Origin of the sequence: Sphingomonas profundi, from assembly GCF_009739515.1 — a bacterium.
Classification (GTDB): domain Bacteria; phylum Pseudomonadota; class Alphaproteobacteria; order Sphingomonadales; family Sphingomonadaceae; genus Alterirhizorhabdus; species Alterirhizorhabdus profundi.
Map to the genome: position 1 here is coordinate 98,831 of NZ_CP046535.1, position 23,774 is coordinate 122,604.

A 23,774-nucleotide genomic window follows, 5' to 3' on the forward strand; every position below is an offset into this window, starting at 1 on the left:
AGAGGGAGACTGCGCGAAGCGTGCTGGAGAGACCGTGCGGCGAACGGATCGGCACGCTTGCCGCGCTCCCCCTCCACCAGCTGCGCTGGTCCCCCTCCCCGTGCCGGGGAGGAGCGATCATGACCACCCTCTCGCGCCGGGCCTATGCCGGCATGTTCGGGCCGACCACGGGCGATCGCATCCGCCTGGGCGATTCCTCGCTCCTCATCCGGGTGGAGGAGGATCGCACCGTCTATGGCGAGGAGGTGAAGTTCGGCGGCGGCAAGGTGATCCGCGACGGCATGGGGCAGAGCCAGCGGACACGAGCCGAGGGCGCCGTCGACACCGTCATCACCAACGCCGTGATCCTCGACCATGGCGGCATCATCAAGGCCGATATCGGCCTGACGGGCGGGCGCATCAGCCATATCGGCAAGGCCGGCAACCCGGACGTGCAGCCGGGGGTGGACATCGTGATCGGCCCCGGCACCGAGGTGATCGCCGGCGAAGGCAAGATCGTGACGGCCGGCGGCATCGATGCGCACATCCACTTCATCTGCCCGCAGCAGGTGGAGGAGGCGCTGTACGCCGGCATCACCACGATGCTGGGCGGCGGCACCGGCCCGGCGCACGGCACGCTGGCCACCACCTGTACGCCGGGGCCGTGGCATATCGGCCGGATGATGCAGGCGCTGGAGACGCTGCCGATGAACTTCGGCCTGTTCGGCAAGGGCAATGCCAGCCGGCCGGCGGCGCTGGAGGAGATGGTGCGCGCGGGCGTCTGCGGCCTGAAGCTGCACGAGGACTGGGGCACCACGCCGGCCGCGATCGACTGCTGCCTCTCCGTCTGCGACGCGTTCGACGTGGCGGCGACGATCCACACCGACACGCTGAACGAGAGCGGCTTCGTCGAGAGCACGATCGCGGCGTTCAGGGGCCGCACGATCCACGCCTTCCACACCGAGGGTGCGGGCGGCGGCCACGCGCCGGACATCATCCGCCTGGCCGGGCTGCCGAACGTGCTGCCGAGCTCGACCAACCCGACGCGGCCCTACACCGTCAACACGCTGGACGAGCATCTCGACATGCTGATGGTGTGCCATCATCTCGACCCGAAGATCGCCGAGGACGTGGCCTTCGCCGAGAGCCGCATCCGCAAGGAGACGATCGCCGCCGAGGACATATTGCACGATCTCGGCGCCTTCTCGATGATGTCGTCGGACAGCCAGGCGATGGGCCGCGTGGGCGAGACGATCATTCGCTGCTGGCAGACGGCCGACAAGATGAAGCGGCAGCGCGGCGCGCTGGCGCAGGATGCCGATCAGGCAGGGGCGGAGGCGGACAACTTCCGCGCGCGCCGCTACATCGCCAAATATACGATCAACCCGGCGATCGCCCACGGCATCGCGCACGAGGTCGGCTCCGTCACGATCGGCAAGCTGGCCGATCTGGTGCTGTGGTCGCCGGCCTTCTTCGCGGTGAAGCCCGATCTGGTCATCAAGGGCGGCAGCATCGCCGCCGCGCCGATGGGCGATCCCAACGCCTCGATCCCGACGCCGCAGCCGGTGCACTACCGCCCGATGTGGGGCGGCATGGGCGGGGCGGGCTCCGCCTCGTCGCTGCTGTTCGCCAGCGCGGCGGCGATCGATGACGGCGCCGCGCACCGCCTGAACCTGCGCCGGCCGCTGGCGGCGGTGCGGAACACGCGCGGCGGCATCGGCAAGAAGGACATGGTGCTGAACGACGCCATGCCGCATATCGAAGTGGATCCGGAGACCTACGAAGTGCGTGCCGACGGCGAACTGCTGACCTGCGAACCGGCGGACGTGCTGCCCTTCGCCCAGCGTTACTTCCTGTTCTGATGCTGCGGGCCAGCGCCATCCTGCGCGCCGGCGAGTGGGACGCGACGACGGCGCTCGATCGCGTCACGCTCGATCACGATGCGCGCCACCGCCGGCGCTTCCGCTATCTGGGCGAGGGTGGCACCGATTTCCTGCTCGATCTGCCGGCGGCGGCGGTGCTGGCCGAGGGCGACGGGCTGGCGCTGGACGGCGGCGGCGTGATCGCCGTGGCGGCGGCGGACGAGCCGCTGATCGAGGTGCGCGCCGCCAGCCCCGCGCTGCTGATGCGGCTGGCCTGGCATGTCGGCAACCGCCACCTGCCGGCCGATATCGGCGCGGACCGCATCCGCCTGCGCGCCGACCATGTGATCGCCGCCATGCTGCGCGGGCTGGGCGGCACGGTGGCGGAGATCGTCGCGCCGTTCACGCCGGAAGCGGGCGCCTATGCCGGCCGCGAGGGTGGCGGGCACGCGCATGGCCACGGGCATACGCACGACCACGACCACGATCACGCCCACGCCCATGATCGCGGGCACCGCCATGACCACTGATCGCGCGCTCGCGATGCTGCTGGCGTGGACCTCGCCGAGCTACCCCGTCGGCGCGTTCAGCTACAGTCACGGGCTGGAGGCGGCGGTGGAGGCGGGTGCGGTGCGCGATGCCGCGAGCCTGGTGGACTATGTCTCGGCCGTGATCGCGCGCGGCGGCGGCTGGGTGGATGCCGTGCTGTTCGCCAGGGCATATGAAACGTGGCGCGGGGATGGCGCGGACGACGGGTCGAAGGCCCGCGACGCCGCCATGGATGCGATCGCCGAGCTTGCCGTCGCGTTTCGCGGATCGGCGGAGACGGCGCTGGAGAGCCGGCAGATGGGGCGCAGCTTCCTCGCCGTCACCCGCGCGGCCTGGCCGCATCCTGCGCTGGACGCCTTTGCCGCGCGCCATGCCGGGCGGCCGGTGGCGCACTGCATCGTCGGCGCGCTCGCCTGCGCGGCGCACGGCGCGCCGCTGCGGCCGGCGCTTACCGCGTGGATCCACGGCACCGCCGCCAACCTCGTCTCGGCGGGCGTCAGACTGGTGCCGCTGGGGCAGACGGACGGGCAGATCGCCACCGCCCGGCTGACGCCGGTGATCGAGGACGTCGTCGCCCGCGCGCCGGCCACCGATCCCGACGATCTCGGCACCTCGGCGCTGCTGGTGGAACTCGCCAGCCTGACCCACGAAACGCAATATACGAGGCTGTTCCGCTCATGAACCACCATAGCACGCACAACGGCCCGCTGCGCGTCGGCATCGGCGGGCCGGTCGGCTCGGGCAAGACGGCGCTGACCGACCGGCTCTGCAAGGCCATGCGCGACCGCTACGACGTCGCCGCGATCACCAACGACATCTACACCCGCGAGGATGCCGAGTTCCTCACCCGATCGGGCGCGCTGGTGCCGGAGCGGATCATGGGCGTGGAGACCGGCGGCTGCCCGCACACCGCCATCCGCGAGGATGCCAGCATCAACCTGGCCGCGGTGGACGAGATGGTCGATCGCTTCCCCAGCCTGGAGCTGATCTTCATCGAGAGCGGCGGCGACAATCTGGCCGCCACCTTCTCGCCGGAGCTGGCCGACATCACGATCTACGTGATCGACGTGTCCGCCGGCGACAAGATCCCGCGCAAGGGCGGCCCCGGCATCACCCGATCGGACCTGCTCGTCATCAACAAGATCGATCTCGCGCCGCTGGTCGGCGCCTCGCTGGAGGTGATGGACCGCGACGCGCGCCGGATGCGGGGCGAACGGCCGTTCCTGTTCACCAATCTGAAGGAGGCGGTGGGGCTCCCCGCCATCGTCGATTTCATCGTCGTGGCCGGCGGATTGAAAGCCGTATGACGGCGAGCCGCACCATTTCCGCTCATCCTGAGGAGGGACTGAGCCCGGCGAAGGCCCGTCTCGAAGGACGCACGCTCGGGCCGTCCTTCGAGACGCCATTTCGCCGGGCTCAATGGCTCCTCAGGATGAGCGGGTTCCATTGTTCCAACGAGCGCTAGGCATGGCGCCGGGCCAGCACATCATCCGCGAGCGGCGCCAGTACAACAAGTGGGCGGCCAGCCAGACGATGGAGGATTATGCCCTGCGCTTCACCGCGCGCCGGGCGCGGCGGTGGAGCTACCTGCGGATCGCCGGCACCGCGATCGGCGCGACCAGCTTCCTGGCCTGCGAGGCGATCGGCGGCACGATCACGCTGGCCTACGGCTTCGCCAACGCCGCCGCCGCCATCGCCGCCGCCATCGCGCTGATGTTCGCGGTGGGCCTGCCGATCGCCTACCATGCCGCGCGCGAGGGGCTGGACGTGGACCTGCTGACGCGCGGCGCCGGCTTCGGCTATCTCGGCTCGACGATCACGTCGCTGATCTACGCCAGTTTCACCTTCCTGCTGTTCGCGATCGAGGCCTCCATCCTGTCCGTGGCGCTGGAGATGGCGTTCGGCATCCCGATCGCCTTCGCCCATATCCTGAGCTCGCTGGTGGTGATCCCCATCGCGCTCTACGGCATGAGCCTCATCAACCGCATGCAGACGGTAACGACGCCGCTGTGGCTGCTGCTGCAACTGGCGCCGATTGGCTACATCCTGTTCGCCGCAGGCGAGGACATGGCGGCTTGGACGCGCTTCTCCGGCCGGCTGGGCGCCGCCGACGGATCGGTCGACCTGCTGCTGTTCGGCCTCGCTTTGTCCACCCTGCTGTCGCTGCTGCCGCAGATCGGCGAGCAGGCGGATTATCTGCGCTTCCTGCCCGAGAAGAAGCCCGGCCGCGATGCGCGGTGGTGGGCGGCGATGCTGTCCGGCGGGCCGGGCTGGGTGGCGATCGGCGGGGTGAAGCTGCTGCTGGGCTCGTTCCTTGCGCTCTTCGCGCTGAGCCACGGCGGCACGATCGAGCGGGCGGCGAGCCCCACCGACATGTTCTACGTCGTCTTCCGCCAGATGGTGCCGGGCGAGGCGGCGGCGCTGGCGCTCACCGGCCTGCTGGTGCTGGTCTGCCAAATGAAGATCAACGTGACGAACGCCTATGCAGGATCGATCGCCTGGTCGAACTTCTTCTCGCGGCTGACGCACGCCCATCCGGGCCGGGTGGTGTGGCTGGTGTTCAACGTGCTGCTGGCGCTGCTGCTGATGGAGATCGGCATCATCCGCGTGATCGAGGGCATCCTGATCCTTTACGCCAATCTCGCCGCCGGCTGGATGGGCGCGCTCTCGGCCGATCTCGTGATCTCGAAGCCGCTCGGCCTCAGCCCGCGCCACATAGAGTTCAAGCGCGCCCATCTCTACGACATCAATCCGGTCGGCGTCGGCGCGATGGGGCTGTCGATCCTCGTCTCCACGGTGGCGCTGGCCGGGCTGCTCGGGCCGCTGGCCCACGCCTTCTCGCCGCTGCTGGGGATGGCCGTCGCCTTCGTCGCGGCGCCGGCGATCGCGCTCGCCACGCGCGGCCGCTTCTACATCGCGCGTGCGCCGGGCGGGCTGCCGGAAGGGCAGGGCGATCTCGTCTGTACAATCTGCGAGAATGCGTTCGAACGCAACGACATGGCCCATTGCCCGGCCTATCAGGCGCCGATCTGCTCGCTCTGCTGCACGCTGGAGACGCGCTGCCGCGACATGTGCAAGACGGACAGCCGGGTCGCCGAGCAGGCGACGCACCTGCTGGCCCGCATGCTGCCGCCCGCGATCGTCCACGGCGTGCGATCGACGGTCGGCAGCTTCGTCGCCCTGCAGACCCTGTTCACGCTGGTGATCGGCACGATCCTGTACCTCATCTACGTGCAGTTCGGCGCGATGGTGCCCGATGCGCGCGGGGTGGTGGAGACGACGCTGTGGGTGGTGTTCTTCGCGCTGCTGCTGCTCTCCGGCATCGCCGCCTGCCTGATCGTGCTGGCGCATGACAGCAGGCGCGCCGCCGAGCGCGACACCGCGCACCAGACCGCCAAGCTGGTCGAGGAGATCGCCGCCCACACCCGCACCGACGCCGAACTGCAGAAGGCGCGCGAGGTGGCGGAGAACGCCAATCTGGCCAAGAGCCGCTATCTGGTGGGCGTCAGCCACGAGATACGCAGTCCGCTGAACGCGATCTACGGCTATGCCCAGCTGCTGGAGCGCCGCAGCCCGATCGCGGCGGAAGAGGCGGGGCGCGTGATCCGCCGCTCGTCCGAGCATCTGACCAACCTCGTCGACGGCCTGCTCGACATCTCGCGGATCGAGAGCGGGGTGATCCGGCTGAGCTCGGACACGGTGCCGCTGCCCGCCTTCCTCGATCAGATCGCCGACATGTTCCGCATGCAGGCCGAGGCCAAGGGCATCGAGTTCCGCTATACGCGGCCCGAGCGGATGCCCGCCTTCGTCCGCACCGACGAGAAGAGGCTGCGGCAGATCCTGATAAACCTGCTGTCCAATGCGGTGAAATACACCAAGGCGGGCCACGCCTCCCTCACCGTGCGGTTCCGCAGCCAGGTGGCGGAGTTTGAGATCGCCGACACCGGCCTCGGCATCCAGCGCGAGGATCTGGAACGCATCTTCGAGCCGTTCGATCGCGGCGGATCGGATGCGGCGCGGGCGCAGCCGGGCGTGGGCCTGGGCCTCGCGATCACCCGCGTGCTGGTGCAGATCATGGGCGGCGACGTCTCCGTCACCAGCACGCCGGGCGTCGGCAGCCGCTTCGCCCTGCGGCTGATGCTGGCCGAGCCGCGCGAGCCGCCCGTCGCCACCGTGCGCGCCCGCGCGATCGCCGGCTATGAGGGCCGCCGCCGCACGATCCTGCTGATCGACGACGATCCGCTGCAGCTAAGCGTGCTGCAGAGCCTGCTGCGGCCGCTCGACTTCATCGTCTACGCCGCCTCGACCGGCGCCGAGGGCATCGATCTGGCCGCGCGGTGCCAGCCCGACATCGTGCTGCTCGACATCCAGATGCCGGGCCTGTCCGGCTGGGAGACGGCGGCGGCGCTGCGCCGCGCCCATGGCGAGGCGGTGCGCATCGTGATGGTCTCGGCCAACGCGCACGAGTTCAGCAGGGGCGGGGACGGGCGCGCCGACCATGACGGCTTCGTGATGAAGCCCGTGGCGCTGGAGCTGCTGCTGGACGTGCTGGCCCAGCATCTCGGCCTGGCGTGGGTGACGGCGCCGGGCGAGGAGACGGGCCGGGCCACGGGCGAGGATGGCGCGGAGGCGGCGCTCGCCGATGCGGGGCCGTATGTCAGCGAGCTGCGCCGGCTGGGGCGGATCGGCCACATTCGCGGCATAGAGGCCAAGCTCGACGAGATGGAGGCGGCGCTGCCCGACAGTCGCAGCCTGGCCGAGCGGCTGCGCGGCCGGGTGAAGGCGTTCGACCTCAAGGCCTATCTGAAGATGCTGGAAGATCGTGCCCGTGGCTAAGGCGTACCCAGGTCCGCAAGACGCGCCGGAGGGCGCGGGCCACAAGCCGGCCGATCCCACCCGCGACACCGTGCTGGTGGTGGACGACACGCCCGATTCGCTGCGCTTCCTGACGGACACGCTGGAGGGCGCCGGCATGACCGTGCTGATCGCGACCGACGGCGAGGCGGCGCTGGAGCTGCTGGAGCACGTGACCCCCGACATCGTGCTGATGGACGCGATGATGCCGGGGCTGGACGGCTTCGCCACCACCCGTCGGATCAAGCAGGATCCGCGCTTCGCGCAAGCGCCGATCATCTTCATGACCGGGCTGACCGAGACCGAGCATGTCGTCCACGGCTTCGCCGCCGGCGGCGTCGACTATGTCCACAAGCCGATCGTGGTGGAGGAGCTGATCGCGCGCATCCGCGTCCACCTCGCCAACGCGCGGGTGGCGCAGGGATCGCACGTGGCGCTCGATGCCTCGGGCCGTCTGCTGCTGGCGGTGGACGCCGCCGGCAACCTGCTGTGGAGCACGCCACGTGCCGACGAGGTGCTCGGCCGGCTCGTTCCCGACTGGCGCCGCCCGGCGCTGCCGGCGGCGATCGCGGCGGCGGTGCGGCGCATCCAGGCCGCCGATGCCGACACCGCGACCGCGCGGGTGGACGTGGGCGGCAGCCGGCTGGAGTTCGTGCTGCTGAACCGCGCCGGCCCGGACGAGTGGCTGATCCGCCTGACCGAAGCGCGCGAGGGCGACGACGAACGCATCCTCGCCGCCCGCCACGTCCTCACCAGCCGCGAGGCGGAAGTGCTGCTGTGGGTGAGCCGGGGCAAGCCCAACCGCGAGATCAGCGAGATCCTCGGCATCTCCCCGCGCACGGTGAACAAGCATCTCGAGCAGGTGTTCGAGAAGCTGGGCGTGGAGAATCGCGCGTCCGCCGCGGCCATCGCCGTGCGGACGCTGGCGGGGTAGCAGTGCCCCCTTCCGTCACCCGATCCGGGTGACGGAAGGAAAAGGCGTCAGAAGGCGGCGCTGACGGTGCCGAACACCTGCCGCTCGGCCAGCGGGAAGAAGTTGTAGGTGCCGGAGGCGGCGCCGATGCTCAGCGTGGAGGCTGCGCGCTTGTCGGTGAGGTTGGTGACGTTCACCGCCACGGTGAGCTTCTTTACCACCGATGCGCCCAGCGGCACCTCCACCGCGATCCGGCCGGACATGGTGTAGTAGCCGGGCGACTTCAGATCGTTGGTGAAGGTGGCGAGGCGGGTGCCGAGATAGTCGCCGATCAGCTGCACCTCCACCGGCGCGATATCCAGCGTCGCCACCGTCTTGTTCAGCCAGTCCGGCGATCCCGGCACCTTCTTGCCCGATGTCCGCACGATCGTGCTCGCGCCGGTCCGGTAATCGTCCTGGTAGATCGAGCGATTGTAAGACAGCGCGTTGTAGAGCGAGAAATGCGGGCCGAAGTGCAGGGTGCCGGCGAAGTCGACGCCGTCCGTCTTCACGCTGCCGACATTCTGGAGGATCGTGGCGCCGCTTACGATCGCGGTGATCGTCGTCGTCGGGCTGATCGCCAGCAGGCGGTTGCTGAAATCGACGTGATAGTAGCTGATCTGCCCCTCGAAAGCGGTGATCGGTCCGAGATCGAGGGTGCGGCGGGTGCGGGCGCCCACCTCGTACGTCCAGCTCGTCTCCGGCTTGGTGTTCGCCTTGAAGAACTCGAACAGCGTCTGGCTGCCGAGCGCGAAGGGCGAGAGGCCGGCCGCCGCGCTCGTCTGGAACTGGCGCATGTTCTTCTGCACGTTGAAGAACAGTTGCTCGCTGCCCGTCGCATCCCAGATGCCGCCGACCTGCGGCAGGAAGTAGCGGTGCGTCTTCAGGCCGCCGACCGGCAGCTCGCGCGATCCGGTGAAGGAACCGGGGATCGGCTGCACCGGCACCGCCTGCCGGGCGTGCTGGATCTCGCCCTTGAAGCCGGCCTGCAGGGTGATCGCCGGCGTGATGTGCCAGGCATCCTGCAGGTGATACTGATATTCGTCGACGCGGATCTGGCTGCCATATTGCGTGATCAGCGGCGTGGCATAGTCTTCCGGCCGGTTATAGGGGTTGGAGGGATTGTTGACGTCCACCGCATACCAGCGGCGGAAGGCGGAGGAGCGTTGCCGCTCGTACCAGCCGCCCACCTCGATCTCGTGATTGCCGAGTGTGGCGCGCAGCGTGCTGATCGCGCCGTACCGCTCGATGCGATATTCGGTGGTGCGCGCGGCCAGGCCCGATCCGCCGAAGATCGTGGAGAGGCGGGCGAGATTGGCCGGAGACGTCGGGCTGCTGCCGGCCACCCCCGGATAGTAGAAGGAGAACAGGGTCGGCAGGCCGGCCACGGTGATCGGCCCGGCGACGATGCCGACGCCGCTATTGTGGTGATAGTAGCCGAGGTTGGACCACGTCACGTCGTCCGTGACCTTCCAGTCGTACTTCGCGTAGCCCAGATAGTCGCGGCGCAACGCGGCGCTGTAATAGTTGCGGTAGTTGGCGCCGGCGGCGGTGTAGGCCGGCGACGCGTAGTAAGCGAGCGCCTGGGTGAAGTTCGGGTAGAGGAACGGCCGCGTATAGGGGCGGAAACGCTGCGCCGCCGAGACGACGGTGGCGTCCTCGTTCGGCTCCTCCTTGTCCGAATAGGCGAAGTAGCCGGTCAGCGTGCCGGTCTCATCCTCGTGGACGAACTTGGCGTTGGCCTGGTAGCCGCGCTGCTTGCCGTCGAAATCCCAGGCCTTGGCATATTGCCGCACGCCCGAGACGTAGAGGCGGTTGCCACCGCCGAAATCGCCGCTGTCGATCCGCACGAAGGTGCGCTGCGCATCGTGGCTGCCGAGCGTCTGCGCCACGCGCACGCCCAGATCCTGCGCGGGATCGCTGGAGAAGGTATCGATCGTGCCGCCGAGATTGCTGGTGGAGGGCGTGCCGAGATCGCCGGCGCCGGTGGCGAGCGTGACCCGGCCGACATTCTCCGAGATGATCGCGCGCTGCGGCGAGAGGCCGTTGTAATTGCCATATTGCTGATCGCCCAGCGGCACGCCGTCCAGCGTGTAGCCGAGCTGCTGCTGGTTGAAGCCGTGGATGAACAGCGAGATGTTCTGCTCGTTATTGCCCCACGGATCGGCCGTCAGGTAGGTCACGCCGGGCAGCGTCTGGATCGCCTTCAGCGGGCTGATGCCGGGCAGGATCTTCTGGATCTCCGGCCCGTCCAGCGTCACGACCGAGCGGGTCGTGCGGCCGGTGACGATGATCGCATTGTCGTTGCCGTCGTCGGCCGCGGTGTCCGCCGCGTCGCCGGCGGTCGCCGCGTCCGCCGGGGCGGCGGGCAGGTCGGCCGCATAGGCGCCGGTGGCGGTGGACGCCAAAGCGAGCGCGAGAATCGAGTAGCGGAACGGCGACATGGAACCCCCTGATTGCTGCACGTGCGAGCAGATGCCGCGCGTCTAGGGGGCCGTCGGCGGCATCGCCGTGACGGAGATGTTGCGCGGCTGTGACGTGCCCGATGTTTAACGAAGCGTGGTGCGAAGCCGCGGAGGGTGCGTCAGATATGCACCAGGTGGGCGACGTCCTCTGCGCTGTCCTGCACCGTCGATCCCTCGCGCACGATGCGGCCGCCGTCCATCGCGGTGTAGCGATCGGCGAAGCTCCAGGCGAAATCGAGATACTGCTCTACGATCAGGATCGTGACGCCCAGATCGTCGCGCACGCGGCGCAGCGCCGCCTCGATCATCTGCACGACGCTGGGCTGCACGCCCTCGGTCGGCTCGTCCAGCAGCAGCAGGCGCGGGCGCCCGGCCAGCGCGCGGCCGATCGCCAGCTGCTGCTGCTCGCCGCCGGAGAGGAAGCCACCCTTGCGGGTGCGGACCTCGCGCAGCTTGGGGAACAGATCGAAGATATGGTCCGGCACCGTCGCGCCGCGGCCGGCGGCCGAGAGGCCGGTCTCCAGATTCTCCTGCACCGTCAGCTGCGGGAAGATGTGGCGGCCCTGCGGCACGAAGCCGATGCCGGCGCGCGCGCGGCGGAAGCTGTCCAGCCGACCGATCTCGTCGCCGGCGAAGCGGATGCTGCCGCCGTCCAGCCGCTGCACGCCCATGATCGTGCGCAGCAACGTCGTCTTGCCCACGCCGTTGCGGCCGATCAGCGCCATCACGCTGCGTTCCGGCAGCGCGAGGTCCACGTCCCACAGCACCCGGCTCTGGCCGTAGCCGCTGGCGACGCCGGCGAGGTCCAGCAGCGCGGTCACTCCTTCGTCCGCCCGAGATAGACTTCGGCGACGGCGGCATCGGCGCGGATCTCGGCGACGCTGCCCTGTTTCAGAAACCGGCCCTGGTGCATCACCGTCACCTTGGCGGCGAGCTGCTCGACGAAGCTCATGTCGTGATCGATCACGATGATCGCGTGGGTGCCGGCCAGGCTGCGGATCAGATCGGCCGTGGCCCGCGTCTCGGCCGGCCCCATGCCGGCGGTCGGCTCGTCCAGCAGCAGCAGGTCGGCGTCGGTGGCGACGACCATGCCGATCTCCAGCCACTGCTTCTCGCCGTGGGAGAGCGCGCCGGCGATCGTGTCGCGCCGCGCGGCGAGGCCGGTGGTGGCGAGGATGCGGTCCACCGCCTCGCGCTCGGCGGCGGGGATGCCGAAGCCCAGCGCCTTCCACCAGCGCCGGTCGCTCCGCGCGGCGATGGCGAGATTGTCGGCGACGGAGAGGGTGGGCAGGATGCCGGGCGCCTGGAACTTGCGGCAGATGCCGGCCTGCACGATGCGATGTTCGGGCAGGCGGGTGATGTCGGCGCCGCGGAACAGCACGCGGCCGGCGGTGGCGCGCACCCGGCCGATGATGGTGTCGCACAGGGTGGACTTGCCGGCCCCGTTCGGGCCGATCACCACGCGCAGCTCGCCCGCGTCCAGGGTCAGGCTGAAGCCGTCCAGCGCCTTGAAGCCGTCGAAGTCGACGGTGACGCCGTCCACCTCCAGCAGCCGCTCGGGCAGCGCGGTCACGCCCGCCTCCAGCGCCGGCCGGCGAGGCCGGCGAGGCCATCCGGCAGCAGCGTGACGACGAGGATGAACAGGGTGCCGAGCGCGTAGAGCCACAGCTCCGGAAAGGCGCTGCTGATCGCGTCGCGCGCGATGTTGACGAACAGGGCGCCGGCGACCGCCCCGGCCAGGCTGTTGCGCCCGCCGATCGCCACCCAGATCACCATCTCGATCGAGGGCACCACGCCCACCAGCGCGGGTGAGACGACGCCGGCGTGCAGCGTGAACAGCGCGCCGGCGACCCCGGCCAGCCCGGCCGCGACGGCGAAGGCGACCACCTTGTAGGGCGTCGGATCGTGGCCGAGGAAGCGCACCCGGTTCTCGCCGTCGCGGCTGGCGCGCAGCATCGTGCCGAAGCGGGAGGCGAGCAGCGCCTTCACCCCCACATAGGTGGCGGCCAGCAGCGCGAGCGTGACCCAGAACAGGATGTCGCCCATCGCCGGCGCATTCAGATCGGCGCCGAACAGGCTGGTGAAATCGGTGAGCCCGTTGAAGCCGCCGGTATAGGGCTGCTGGCTGATGAGCAGCGTGGCGAAGGCCAGCGCCAGCGCCTGGGTGATGAGCGCGAAGTAGGTGCCGCCCACCCGCCGGTGGAACACCGACCAGGCGAACAGGGCGGCGAGGCCCGCCGGCACCGCGACGACCGCGACCAGCGCGAAGGCGCCGCTGCCGAACGGCGCCCACCACCAGGGCAGCCGCTCCAGCCCGCTCCACGTCATGAAGTCGGGCATCTCGCCCTCGGCCAGGGTCGCCAGCTTCATGTGCATCGCCAGCGCATAGCCGCCAAGGCCGAAGAACACGCCCTGGCCGAGGCTCAATATGCCGCCATGCCCCCACGTCAGCACCAGCCCGAGCGCCAATATGCCCATCGCGAGGAAGCGGGCGACGAGGTTCACGTCGTAGGGCGAGAGGATCAGCGGCAGCACCGCGCCCGCCGCCAGCAGCGCCCACGGCGCGAGACGCGCCGGGCTACGCATCGAGCGCGCGCGAGCGGCTGGCGATCACGCCCTGCGGCCGGACCTGGATGAAGAGGATGACGAAGGCGAGCAGCAGCACCTGCGCCACGCTGACGTCCACGAAGATCTGCGCCAGCGCGGAGAACAGCCCCAGCAGCAGCGCCGCCACGGTGGTGCCGACGATCGAACCGAGGCCGCCCATCACCACCACGAGGAAGGCGGGCACGATATAGCTCTGCCCCACATTGGGCGTCACCGGGCCGAGCAGCGCCAGCACCACGCCGGCCAGCCCGGCGATGCCGGTGCCGAGGCAGAACATGGCGAGGTCTACGCGGCGCACGTCGATGCCGGTGGCGGCCGCCATCATGCGATCCTGGTTCACCGCGCGCACCAGCAGGCCGATGCGCGTGCGGGCGAGGACCAGCGCCAGCGCCGCGAGCACCGCCGCCGCCACCGCCAGGATGAACAGGCGGGAGGAGGGCACGTTGGCGCCGGCCAGGGTGAAGCCGCCGTCCAGCCAGGCCGGCGCGGTCACGTCCACGCCGATCGCGCCGAATAGGCTGCGCGCGGCCTGCTGGAGGATCAGGCTCACCCCCCATGTCGCCAGCAGCGTGTCGAGCGGGCGGGCGGAGAGGTGGCGCACGAGGCCGATCTGGATCACCCCGCCCATACAGGCCGCGCCGGCGAACGCCACCGGCATGGCGACGAGGATGCCCATCGGCCCCGGCACCGCCAGCAGGGTGAGGTAGGCGAGATAGCCGCCCAGCATCAGCATCTCGCCATGCGCCATGTTGATGACGCGCATCAGCCCGAAGCTGAGCGCCAGCCCCAGCGCCGCCAGCAGGTAGAGCGAGGCGAGGCTGAACCCGTTGAAGATCTGGGTGAGAACGAGGGCGCTATCCACCAAGTCGCTCCGGCGCGGGCCGAAACCCAAGTCTCCCGCCGCGAACGGCACCGCCCGGGCAGGAAGACAGGGATCCCGGCTTGGGCCGGGATGACGATGTGGCCTGGGTCATCGCCGCCTCAGTTCAGCGTGCAGGTCTTGCCGGGGAAGGCGAGGCGATCATAGGGGTTCGGCGCGATCTCCTGATCGGAGCGGGAGATGATCCTGAACTGGCCGGCGGGATCGAGCTGGCCGACATAGGCGCGCTGGTGGAGGCTCTGGTTGCCCGCCAGCCGCACCGGCCCCATCGGCGAGGGGATGGCCGGCATCGCCGCCGCCGCCTTGCGCACGGCGGTGGGATCGAAGCTGCGCGCCTTCTCCACCGCCGCCTTCCACAGATAGACATTCACATAGCCGTGGACCATCGGATCGGTGATCGCCGCGCCCGCGCCAAAACGCTTCTTGTAGGCGGCGACGAACGCCCGGTTCGCCGGCGTCGGCATCGACTGGAAGTAGTTCCAGGTCGCGTAGCTGCCCTTCACCAGCTGCGGCCCCATCGCCTGCGCCTCCTGCTCGGCGATGCTGAACGACATGACCGGGATTTGCGCGGAGGAGAGGCCGGCCGCCGCCATCTGCTTGAAGAAGGAGACGTTGCTGTCCCCGTTCAGGGTGGAGAAGATGATGTCCGGCTTGGCCGCGCGGATCTTGGCGACCACGGCGGAGAAGTCGGTGCCGCCCAGCGGCACATATTCCTCGCCGACCACGGCCAGCTTGCGGGCGGCGATCTGCTTCTTCAGGATCAGGTTGGCGGTACGCGGGAACACATAGTCCGATCCGACGAGGAAGTAGCGTTTCCGGCCCTTCTGCGCCGCCCAGTTCAGCGCCGGCACGATCTGCTGGTTCGGCTGCGCGCCGGTGTAGATGATGTTCGGCGAGCATTCGTTGCCCTCGAACTGCACCGGATACCAGAGCAGGTTGTTGGTCCGCTGGAACACCGGCAGCATCGCCTTGCGGCTGGCCGAGGTCCAGCCGCCGAACACGGTGGCGACCTGCTGCTGCTGGATCAGCTTGCCGGCCTTCTGCGCGAAGGTGGCGGGATCGGAGGCGCCGTCCTCGACGATGGCGACGATGCGGCGGCCCATCACGCCGCCCTTGGCGTTGATCTCGTCGATCGCCATGATCTCGGCATTCTTAACCGTCACCTCGCTGATCGCCATCGTGCCGGAGAGCGACTGGAGGACGCCGACCTTCACCGGCTCCGCCCCCTGCGCGGCGGTGGCGCCTAGCAGGGCGGCGACGGCGAGCGGCAGGCGCTTGGGCGAAGAGATCATGACGGCCCCCAAAATGGTCGATTCGGCGGGCGCGCGATCCCCGCGATCTGCCCTGGCGGACAAGCTAGGGCGTAAGCCCGACCGGCGTATGCGTCATTTGACGTAGACCTCGCATGTGCGAGAAAGCTCATATCGGACGGGCTGATACGGGCGCTCTCCGGTTGCGCTGCATCGCGGCGAAGAAGGGGGCAGGGCGGATATGGCGGCACGCGCGAAGAGGCTGGCTCCGGCGCTCGCGCTGCTTGCCGCAGTGTCGCTGGCGGTGGTGGCGCAGGGCGCCGGGCAGGTGCCGGACTGGCTGGCCGCCAAGATCGCCACCCTGCCGCCCGCCAAGAAGGAGTTCCTGCTGAACGGCGAGACCGGCGGCTTCGCGGCGCGCAAGGACCTGCTGTTCAAGCGTTTCGAGACGAAGACGCCGGCCGAAATCGAGGCCTATGTCGACGGCATGATGGCGGTGGTGGAGGCATCGCGCTTCCACCCCGGCACGGACGAGGCGGCGATCCCGCTCAACACCGCCGATCCGGGCTTCAACGGCTGGCGGGTGAAGCGGCCGGAGGCGTTCGATACGCCGCGCAGCCCCGGCCCGATTAACCTGAACCGTTATCTGGGCGCCGGCCCCAAGCAGGGCATCCCCACCTTCTTCAACCAGCCGGTGGCGCTCAACCCGGCGGACCTGAGGGCCGGCAAGGTGGATGTCGCGATCATGGGCGCGGGGCTGGACATGGGTTCCGGCTTCCGCGGCACCGCCTACGGCCCGCGCGCCATCCGCACCGGCGAGGTGTACAAGGGCATGGGCTTCGTGACGCCGGAGAACATGCACGTCATGGTCTCGCCGTTCAACGAGCTGAATGTGGTCGATTATGGCGATGCGGCGGTGGACCAGATGTCCACCGAGCGCAGCCTGGATCATATCCGCGCGATGGTGCGCGAGATCGCGGAGACCGGCGCGATCCCGATGATCGTCGGCGGCGATCACTCGCTGATGTACGCCGACGCGGCGGGCCTCGCCGACGTCTACGGCAAGGGCAAGGTGGGCATCGTCCACTTCGATGCGCACTATGACGCCAGCCGCTCGGGCGACCATCTGATCAGCCACGGCCAGCCGGTCTACCGCCTTATCAAGGAAGGCCATGTGCCCGGCCGCAACTTCATCCAGGTCGGCCTGCGCGGCTACTGGCCGGACGAGAGCTCGTTCAAGTGGATGCGGGAGCAGGGCTTCCGCTACCACCCGATGGCGGAGGTGGAGAAGACCGACTGGAACACCGTGATGAACCGCGCGGTGAAGGAGGCGCGCGAAGGGCCGGAGAAGATCTTCGTCAGCTTTGACGTCGACGTGCTCGATCCGGCCTTCATGCCCGGCACCGGCACGCCCGAACCCGGCGGCCTGACAATGCGCGAGGCGATGCCGATCGTGCGCCGCCTGTGCGCCGAGACGAACGTCGTCGGTTTCGAACTGGTCGAGACGGACCCGCTCGTCGACCCGGGCTACACCTCCGCGCTGAACGCGGTGCGCATCCTGCGCGAGTGCCTGACCGGCATCGCCATGCGCCGGCGGGGCCTCACCTCCGACCATTATCTGAGCCCGCTGACGACGGATCACGGGCAGGGGCCGTGGCGGCCGCAGCCCGCCGCCGCCCCGGCGAAGCGGCGAAAGGGGGCGTGATGCCGGTGTGGCGCAACATGTGGAGCGATCCGCTGATCCTGTTCCTGCTGATCGGCGGAGGCTTCTTCCTGGCCTACACCCTCGTCACCCGCCACGGTGAGCGGATCGAGGTGACGCGGGGCATGCAGGCGAGCCTCGCCACCGACTATGAGACGATGACCGGCCACCGGCCCGATGCGGCGCAGCAGGCGAAGCTGGTGAGGGACTATGTCGCCAACGAGATGCTGTTCCGCGAGGCGATCGAGCGCGGCCTGCACCTGACCGACAAGGCGACCAAGCAGCGGCTGATCGACCGGCTGCGCTTCATGATAACGGGCACGCCCGCCGAGCCGACCGAGGAGCAGCTGATCAACCATTATTCCGAGCATATGGATCTCTACCGATCGGAGCCGCAGATGAGCTTCGAGCATGTTTATTTCACCGAGCCGCCGGCGGATCCCGCCGCCGCGCTCGCCCGGCTGAACCGCGGCGAGCGGGTGGCGGGCGACGATTTCTGGATGGGCCGCACCTTCCCGAACTACGGCCAGTCGATGATCCGCGGCATGTTCGGCCAGCCCTTCCTCGATGCCATCGGCAAGGCGCCGCCCGGCCGCTGGTTCGGCCCCGTGCGATCGATCCGCGGCGTGCATTTCGTGAAGGTCACGGGCACCGCCCCGCCGGGCTTGATTCCCTATCCCGACATACGCGAGCAGGTGCGGCAGGATTATATGACCGCGCAGACGGGCGGCGCGATCGATGCCGAAGTGAGCAAGCTGGAGCGCAAATATGACGTCGCCATCGATCGCTGAGCGGGCCTGCGCGCGCTCCGTTCATACCGGCGCGGGACGGAGCGTGGCGCGGATCCTCCTCGCCTTGCTCGCCCTTCTCGCCTTCGCCGCGCCCGCGCGCGCCGACGTCTTCAGCCTCGGCCGCTACGATTTCGGGCCGGGCGAGGAGGCCGGCGTCTACGAGCTGACCGCATCCGTGCCCGAGACGGTCGCCTCGCGCCTGCCGGTCGTCTGGCCGGAGGGCTGCGCCGAGACGGGCCACGATCGCCAGACGATGGCCGGCCGCGCGCGCTACGCGTTCGAGATACGCTGCGGCCGGGCGCTCGGCCGCGACGACGTGATCCGCACGCCGTGGCTGGTGGACGGCGCCGCCTTCACCTCCACGATCGCCGGCGCGCCGGTGGAGCAGGCGGTGACGGCGGGCGACGACGGCGCCGTGCTGCCGGTGGGTGCCGCCGGCGGCGCCGAGCGATCGTTCCGCGCGGTGGCGGCCGATTATGGCGTGCAGGGCATCCTCCACATCCTCGGCGGCTGGGATCATCTCGCCTTCGTGCTGTGCCTGTGCCTGCTGACGCGCGGCCGCCAGTTGCTGCTGCTGGTGACGACCTTCACGGCCGGCCACTCGATCTCGCTGGCGCTGGCCTTCTTCGACGTGATCCACGTGCCCGTGCCGCCGGTGGAGGCGGTGATCGCCCTGTCGATCGCGTTCATGGCGCGCGAGGCGCTGCGGGTGACGCCGGATGCGGTGGAGAGCGTGGCGGCGCGGCGGCGCTACATGGCGATCGTCGCCACGTTCGGGCTGCTGCACGGCCTGGGCTTCGCCACTGCGCTCGGCGAGCTCGGCGTTTCCCCGCACGAGCGGGTGGAGGGGCTCGTCTTCTTCAACGTCGGCGTCGAAGTCGGGCAGTTGCTGTTCGTCGGCGTGGTGCTGGCGGCGATGGCGGCGGCGCGGGCGATCGGCCGGGCGGAGCCGGTGCGGGTGGCGGCACTGTACGGCGCGGGCGCGCTCGGCTGCTTCTGGATGCTGGAGCGGGTGGCCGGCTTCGGCCAGCTCGCCGCCTGACCGGCGCCGGCGGATGCAGGATGCCCAGGCGCTGCACCGCGCCGCCGGCGAGGCGCTGGCGCGCGGCGACGCGGCGCGGGCGCGAGCGGCGGCGGCGGCACTCGTCGCACAGGCGCCGGGGCAGGCGGCGGGCCATTTCTTGCTCGGCATGGCGGAGGCGGCGCTCGGCCGGGTCACGATCGGTCTCGCCTCGGTCGATCGCGCGATCGCCGTCGCGCCCACGCCCGAGCACCAGGCGCAGCGCGCCCGCCTGCTCATCCTGCTGCGGCGCGAGGCGGACGCGCAGGCGGCGGCCGATGCGGCCCGCGCGGCCGGGCCGGGCGACGCGCTGACCTTCGACACGATCGGCTGCGTCTATGCCCGCCTCGGCGATCATGCGGCGGCGGCGGAGATGTTCGCCCCGGCCGTGGCGGCGGCGCCCGACACGCTCGATTTCCGCTACAATCTGGCGACGGCGCTGGGCTTCCTCGGCCGCGTGGACGAGGCGGAGGCGGCGTTCGAGGCGATCCTGGCGCGGTGGCCCGGCAGCGCGCGCACCCATTATGCACTGGCGGGCCTGCGCCGGCAGAGCGCCGCGACGAACCACCTGCCGCGGCTGGAGGCGGCGCTGGCGCAGGCGCAAACCGCCGACGACCGGCTGCGCCTGCGCTATGCGCTGGCGAAGGAATATGAGGATGTGGGCGATGCGCCCGCCGCCTTCCGCCACCTCCACGCCGCCAACACCCGGCGCAAGGCCGAGATCGGCTATGATTTCGCGCAGGACGCCGCGATCTTCGACGCGATCGAGGCGGCCTGGGCCGAGCCGCCGCCCGCGGGCGCGACGGATCCGGCAGGCGCGGTGGCCGAGGCGCCGATCTTCGTGCTGGGCATGCCGCGCACCGGCACCACCCTGGTCGATCGCATCCTCTCCTCCCACCCCGACGTCCATTCCGCCGGCGAGCTGCAGGCGATGCCGCTGGCGGCCAAGCAGCTGGCCGGCACCCGATCCCGCGTGGTGATCGACGCGGAGACGGTGCGGATCGCGGCGCGGCTTGATCCGCGCGCGATCGGCGCGGCCTATGTCGCGCGGGCGGGGCAGCACCGCCGGCGGGCGGACGGGCGGTTCATAGACAAGCTGCCGGCCAACAGCCTCTATATCGGCCACATCGCCACGGCCCTGCCGCATGCGAGCATCGTCTGCCTAAGGCGCGATCCGATGGATGTGGTGTGGAGCAACTACAAGAATCTCTTCGCGGCGAACTCGCCTTATTATTACTATTCTTACGATCTGCTCGATACGGCGCATTTCTATCAGCGGTTCGATCGGCTGATGGCGCACTGGCGCCGGCTGTTTCCCGGCCGGGTGCTGGAACTGCGCTACGAGGATCTCGTCGCCGACCAGCGCGGCCAGACGGAGCGGCTGCTGGCGCACTGCCGGCTCGGCTGGAACGAGGCCTGCCTGCGCTTCCACGAGAATGACGCCGCCGTCGCCACACCCAGCGCCGCGCAGGTGCGGCGGCCGCTCTACCGGGAGGCGGTGGCGCGGTGGAAGGCGCATGCCGAGGCGCTGGAGCCGGTGCGCGCCTGGTTCGAGCGGCAGGGCATCGCCACCGGCTGACGGAGGGCGAAGAAGAAAGAGGCCACCGTTACCGGCAGCCCCTTTCCCCTTGCGACCCCGAAGGGAAGCCTGCCGCTTGGGCCACCGCACCTGAACGGGTGATGAGCGCGGCGCTCCCGCCGGCCGCGCTTTACCCTACTAGAAGCGGAAGCGCGCCTCCGCGCCGAACACGCGCGGCGTGAGCACCGACTTGTTATAGTAGCGCAGCGCCACGCCATCGTTCACGCCGACCTCGATCTGGCTGTTGCCGATGGCGGTGACGGCATATTTGTCGAAGATGTTGTTGGCGAACAGACTGAAATCATATTTTTCGGTCTGGTAGGTGAGCGTTGCGCGATGCGTGACGAAGCTCGGGATGCGCTCGCCGCCGCCGCGCAGGCCGACGCTGGAGTAGATGCCGCCGCGATAGACCGCCGTCCAGTTGCCGATGATCTGGGCGTCGTTCGCCAGCGGGTAGGTGTAGGTGGCGCCGACCGTGCCGGAATTCTTGGTCGATCCCGGCAGGCGATCGCCGTCGAACGCGTCGAAGCGGGTCGCGGCTTGCCCCGGCACCTGCCGGGTGACGAGGCCGACGGCGTTCTGCGTGAGGTGCGCGTCGGTATAGGCGTAGGTGCCCTGGATGACGAGATTCTCGATCGGCCGCAGCGTGCCGCTGAACTCGATCCCCTTCGACACCGCCTTGGCGCCGTTTATGGTGATGCCGACCGCGCCGTTCAGCGTCTGGCTCGGCACCTGCACGTCCGTCCACTTGATGTGGAAGCCGTTGACGTTGAAGGTCAGCCGGCGATCGAAGAAGGAACCGCGCACGCCGATCTCGGCATTCTTCGTCCGGTCCGGCTCGAAGGTGAGTTCGTTCGGGAGCGCGCAGACATTCTGCTGAGCCGGCAGCGGCGGCGGCGGGCAAGGCACGACGCGGTTGACGCCGCCGACGCGATAGCCGGTGCTGTAGGTGCCGTAGACGAGCAGGTTCTCGCCGAACTTGTAGGACGTGTTGAGCTTGTAGACATGGCCGGTGCCGTTCTTGACACCGCTGCGGATGCGGCCGGGGTCGAACTGGATCAGCGGATAGGGCGTGCGCCGCCGCCCGCCGCCGGTAAACGGCGTGTCGCTGCCGCCCTGTGAATCCGCCTTGAACTCGAAGAAGCGGATGCCGCCCGTCACCTGCCAGGCGTCGGTGATCTTGAAGCTGGCCTCGCCGAACACCGCCTTCTCGGTCGTCTTCTGATCGATGAAGGAGATATATTCGAGATCGTCGATGCGGGGACTGCGCGTGAAGGCCGCGTAGCCCGGCGTATACTCCGCTCGGAAGTTATCGTACTGGAGCTCGTTGTAGAATCCGCCGACTACGAAGCTGAACGGCCCGCTGAACGTGGAGACGAGGCGGACCTCCTGGTTGATCTGCTCATATTCGGTATTGACCGGCGAGTAGGAGGAGAAGGCCGGGAACAGCTCGTAATCATAATCGAGATCGAGCAGGAGATCGGTGTTGTCGAAGTTGGTCTTGATCTTCTGCTTGGTATAGGCGGTGGCGCTGACGAGTTGCGCGAAGTCGAACAAATTGGCCTCCACCTCCAGCGCCGCGAGGTGGCTCTTGCGGTTCGAAGGCTCAAGGTAGCGCCACGGCCCCTCATATCTTCCGGTGCCGAGCACGCCGGCGCCGTTCGCCTGGCGGCCGTCCGTCTTGGTCTGCTGGAAGGCATAGGTGAAGGTCATCTTCAGATCGTCGGTGGCTTGCAGCAGCAGCTGGTTGCGGGTGGTGAACGTCTTCTCGAAGTTCACGTCCTTCTTGCTCGTGAGGTTCGCGTCCCGCTGCGCCTGCGTGCCGAGCGGCGCGGCGGTGTTGAAGTTGGCGCTGGTGGCGGAGAAGGCGCCGCCCGGCTGCGCCAGCGACGTGCCCGGCGTCTGAAGAAGCAGGTTGTAGTCGATGAAGCCCGGATCGTAATAATAGCCGATCACGGTACGGAAGGCGATCTTGTCCGCCACGATCGGGATGTTGAGCGCGACGTCGCCCTGATAGCCGGCCTTGCCGCTGTGCGACTTGCCGTAGCCTCGCGCATGCACCTCGCCGCCGAACGAGGACGGATCGGTGTTCGGCCGCTTGGGGAGGTAGCGGAGCGCGCCGGAAAGCGTGCCGAGGCCGTAGAGCGTGCCCTGCGGCCCGAGCAGCGCCTCCACCCGATCGATGTCGATCAGCTTGAAGTCGGCGTAGAGCGGCACCTCGCCGAGATAGATGGCGAGCGCGTTGTTCTGGTTCGCGCCGGTGGTGCTGGTGTCGCCGGCACCGATGCCGCGCAGCACGATGCTGCCGGTGGAGCGCGGGCCGGTATCGATCGCCGTCACGCCCGGCGTGAAATCGGCGAGCTTGCGGATGTCGTCCAGCCGCTGCGTCTGGATCTGCTCGGCGCCGACGGCGGTGATGTTGATCGGCGTATCCTGGAGCGAGACGGCGCGGCGCGTGGCCGTCACGACGATCTCGTTGCCCTCGTCCGCCGCGACGGTGCCGACGCTGCTGTCCGTCTGCGCCACCTGTTCCTGCGCCAGCGCCGGCGTCGCGCCGGCGAGCATCGTCGCGGAGAGGAGGAAGATCTTGGTTCGGTTGCCGTGCTGGCCCATGTGTCGCCCCTTTGTCCCTGTCGCTCTCGGGGCACCCTCCCTCCTCGGGGCGGGCGGCGGGCGGTGCCCATCCGTCGCGTGGCTTTTGCCGGTGTCGGTCCGCCCCTTATCGTCATGACCCTAGATACGCGGGCGCGACGGCCAATGGGTCGTTTGACGTAGGCTGTTTGTGTCCGCCGCCGCGCCGGCGTAGAAGGATCGCGCACCCGCCCGCAGATGGCGGGGCGGGAACGACAGAAAAGACACGCAGGAGAAGATGATGACCAGGCTGATCGCGGTGCTCGCCACTGCCATCCTCGCCGTGCCCGCGGGCGCGGCGACCCAGAACATATTCGCCAAGGACGGCGTCTTCGCGAAGGAGAGGGTGGAGGTCGGCTACGCGGATCTCGATCTCGCGCGCCCGGCCGATCAGGCGCGGCTCGACGTGCGGCTGGCGAACGCGGCCGCCGAGGTGTGCGGGCGCGGCCTCGATCGCGTCCACACGACGCTTGCCCAGCGCGCGGCCGAGTGCCGGCGCGAGGTGATCGCCGAGACGCGCGCGCATATCGACCAGCGGCTCGCGGCCAGGGCCGCGCCGATGGGCGCCGTCGCCACCTCGGCGACGCTGAAATAAAGTAGCGGGTGGCGGCCG

Annotated in this window: 18 protein-coding genes; 11 read left to right on the forward strand and 7 right to left on the reverse strand. The window is 69.4% G+C overall.

Annotated elements, in window-relative coordinates:
* Positions 1-116: 116 nt before the first annotated feature.
* The 6 genes from ureC to GNT64_RS00500 all read left to right on the forward strand — a co-directional run bounded on the left by ureC (position 117) and on the right by GNT64_RS00500 (position 8,178).
* Entirely contained in the window at positions 117-1,841 is a 1,725-nt protein-coding gene (ureC, locus tag GNT64_RS00475; protein ID WP_156681336.1) for an urease subunit alpha, read from the forward strand.
* The gene (locus GNT64_RS00480) at positions 1,841-2,371 is read left to right on the forward strand and encodes an urease accessory protein UreE (RefSeq protein ID WP_156677750.1); all 531 of its coding nucleotides are present in this window, start codon (positions 1,841-1,843) and stop codon (positions 2,369-2,371) included. The genes ureC and GNT64_RS00480 overlap by 1 nt, the downstream gene beginning before the upstream one ends.
* Positions 2,361-3,071, forward strand: coding sequence for an urease accessory protein UreF (locus GNT64_RS00485; protein ID WP_156677751.1), 711 nt, complete (start codon positions 2,361-2,363; stop codon positions 3,069-3,071). Before GNT64_RS00480 ends, GNT64_RS00485 begins: the two co-directional genes overlap by 11 nt.
* Complete coding sequence (gene ureG, locus GNT64_RS00490; RefSeq protein ID WP_156677752.1) at positions 3,068-3,697, forward strand: urease accessory protein UreG; 630 nt, start codon at positions 3,068-3,070, stop codon at positions 3,695-3,697. Before GNT64_RS00485 ends, ureG begins: the two co-directional genes overlap by 4 nt.
* Before the next feature lie 160 nt (positions 3,698-3,857).
* Positions 3,858-7,226: a hybrid sensor histidine kinase/response regulator gene (locus tag GNT64_RS00495; protein ID WP_156677753.1), complete on the forward strand. Its 3,369-nt coding sequence runs from the start codon at positions 3,858-3,860 to the stop codon at positions 7,224-7,226.
* Between the two features lie 70 nt (positions 7,227-7,296).
* On the forward strand, positions 7,297-8,178 hold the full coding sequence (locus GNT64_RS00500) for a response regulator transcription factor (protein WP_231639610.1): 882 nt from the start codon (positions 7,297-7,299) through the stop codon (positions 8,176-8,178).
* Between the two features lie 47 nt (positions 8,179-8,225).
* Here the strand turns inward: GNT64_RS00500 and GNT64_RS00505 are convergent, their stop codons facing one another.
* The 6 genes from GNT64_RS00505 to urtA all read right to left on the reverse strand — a co-directional run bounded on the left by GNT64_RS00505 (position 8,226) and on the right by urtA (position 15,440).
* A complete protein-coding gene (locus GNT64_RS00505; protein ID WP_156677754.1) occupies positions 8,226-10,640 on the reverse strand; it encodes a TonB-dependent receptor in 2,415 nt (804 codons plus the stop codon).
* A 140-nt stretch (positions 10,641-10,780) separates the two neighbouring features.
* The gene (urtE, locus tag GNT64_RS21730) at positions 10,781-11,482 is read right to left on the reverse strand and encodes an urea ABC transporter ATP-binding subunit UrtE (RefSeq protein WP_156677755.1); all 702 of its coding nucleotides are present in this window, start codon (positions 11,480-11,482) and stop codon (positions 10,781-10,783) included.
* Positions 11,479-12,234 carry an urea ABC transporter ATP-binding protein UrtD gene (gene urtD, locus GNT64_RS21735; protein WP_231639159.1) on the reverse strand — a complete coding sequence of 252 codons (756 nt, stop codon included), beginning with the start codon at positions 12,232-12,234 and terminating at the stop codon, positions 11,479-11,481. Before urtD ends, urtE begins: the two co-directional genes overlap by 4 nt.
* Entirely contained in the window at positions 12,231-13,247 is a 1,017-nt protein-coding gene (urtC, locus tag GNT64_RS00520) for an urea ABC transporter permease subunit UrtC (protein WP_156677756.1), read from the reverse strand. Before urtC ends, urtD begins: the two co-directional genes overlap by 4 nt.
* The gene (gene urtB, locus GNT64_RS00525) at positions 13,240-14,130 is read right to left on the reverse strand and encodes an urea ABC transporter permease subunit UrtB (protein ID WP_156677757.1); all 891 of its coding nucleotides are present in this window, start codon (positions 14,128-14,130) and stop codon (positions 13,240-13,242) included. The genes urtC and urtB overlap by 8 nt, the downstream gene beginning before the upstream one ends.
* 119 nt (positions 14,131-14,249) lie before the next feature.
* On the reverse strand, positions 14,250-15,440 hold the full coding sequence (gene urtA / locus GNT64_RS00530; protein WP_156677758.1) for an urea ABC transporter substrate-binding protein: 1,191 nt from the start codon (positions 15,438-15,440) through the stop codon (positions 14,250-14,252).
* Between the two features lie 199 nt (positions 15,441-15,639).
* On the opposite strand from urtA, the gene GNT64_RS00535 reads away from it, so the two are divergent.
* From GNT64_RS00535 to GNT64_RS00550, 4 genes are read left to right on the forward strand one after another with little or no spacing between them, the layout of a single operon-like run.
* A complete protein-coding gene (locus GNT64_RS00535) occupies positions 15,640-17,103 on the forward strand; it encodes an agmatinase family protein (RefSeq protein WP_197277206.1) in 1,464 nt (487 codons plus the stop codon).
* On the forward strand, positions 17,103-17,891 hold the full coding sequence (locus tag GNT64_RS00540) for a peptidyl-prolyl cis-trans isomerase (protein WP_156677759.1): 789 nt from the start codon (positions 17,103-17,105) through the stop codon (positions 17,889-17,891). The genes GNT64_RS00535 and GNT64_RS00540 overlap by 1 nt, the downstream gene beginning before the upstream one ends.
* A 43-nt stretch (positions 17,892-17,934) precedes the next feature.
* Positions 17,935-18,933: a HupE/UreJ family protein gene (locus GNT64_RS00545; RefSeq protein WP_231639160.1), complete on the forward strand. Its 999-nt coding sequence runs from the start codon at positions 17,935-17,937 to the stop codon at positions 18,931-18,933.
* A 13-nt stretch (positions 18,934-18,946) separates the two neighbouring features.
* Positions 18,947-20,530, forward strand: coding sequence for a tetratricopeptide repeat-containing sulfotransferase family protein (locus tag GNT64_RS00550; RefSeq protein ID WP_156677761.1), 1,584 nt, complete (start codon positions 18,947-18,949; stop codon positions 20,528-20,530).
* 138 nt (positions 20,531-20,668) lie between these two features.
* Here GNT64_RS00550 and GNT64_RS00555 read toward each other — a convergent pair whose 3' ends face one another.
* On the reverse strand, positions 20,669-23,143 hold the full coding sequence (locus tag GNT64_RS00555; protein WP_156677762.1) for a TonB-dependent receptor: 2,475 nt from the start codon (positions 23,141-23,143) through the stop codon (positions 20,669-20,671).
* A 259-nt stretch (positions 23,144-23,402) separates the two neighbouring features.
* Here GNT64_RS00555 and GNT64_RS00560 point away from each other — a divergent pair, with 259 nt between their 5' ends.
* Positions 23,403-23,756 (forward strand): UrcA family protein, encoded by a 354-nt coding sequence (locus GNT64_RS00560; protein WP_197277207.1) that lies wholly within the window; start codon positions 23,403-23,405, stop codon positions 23,754-23,756.
* Positions 23,757-23,774 lie beyond the last annotated feature (18 nt).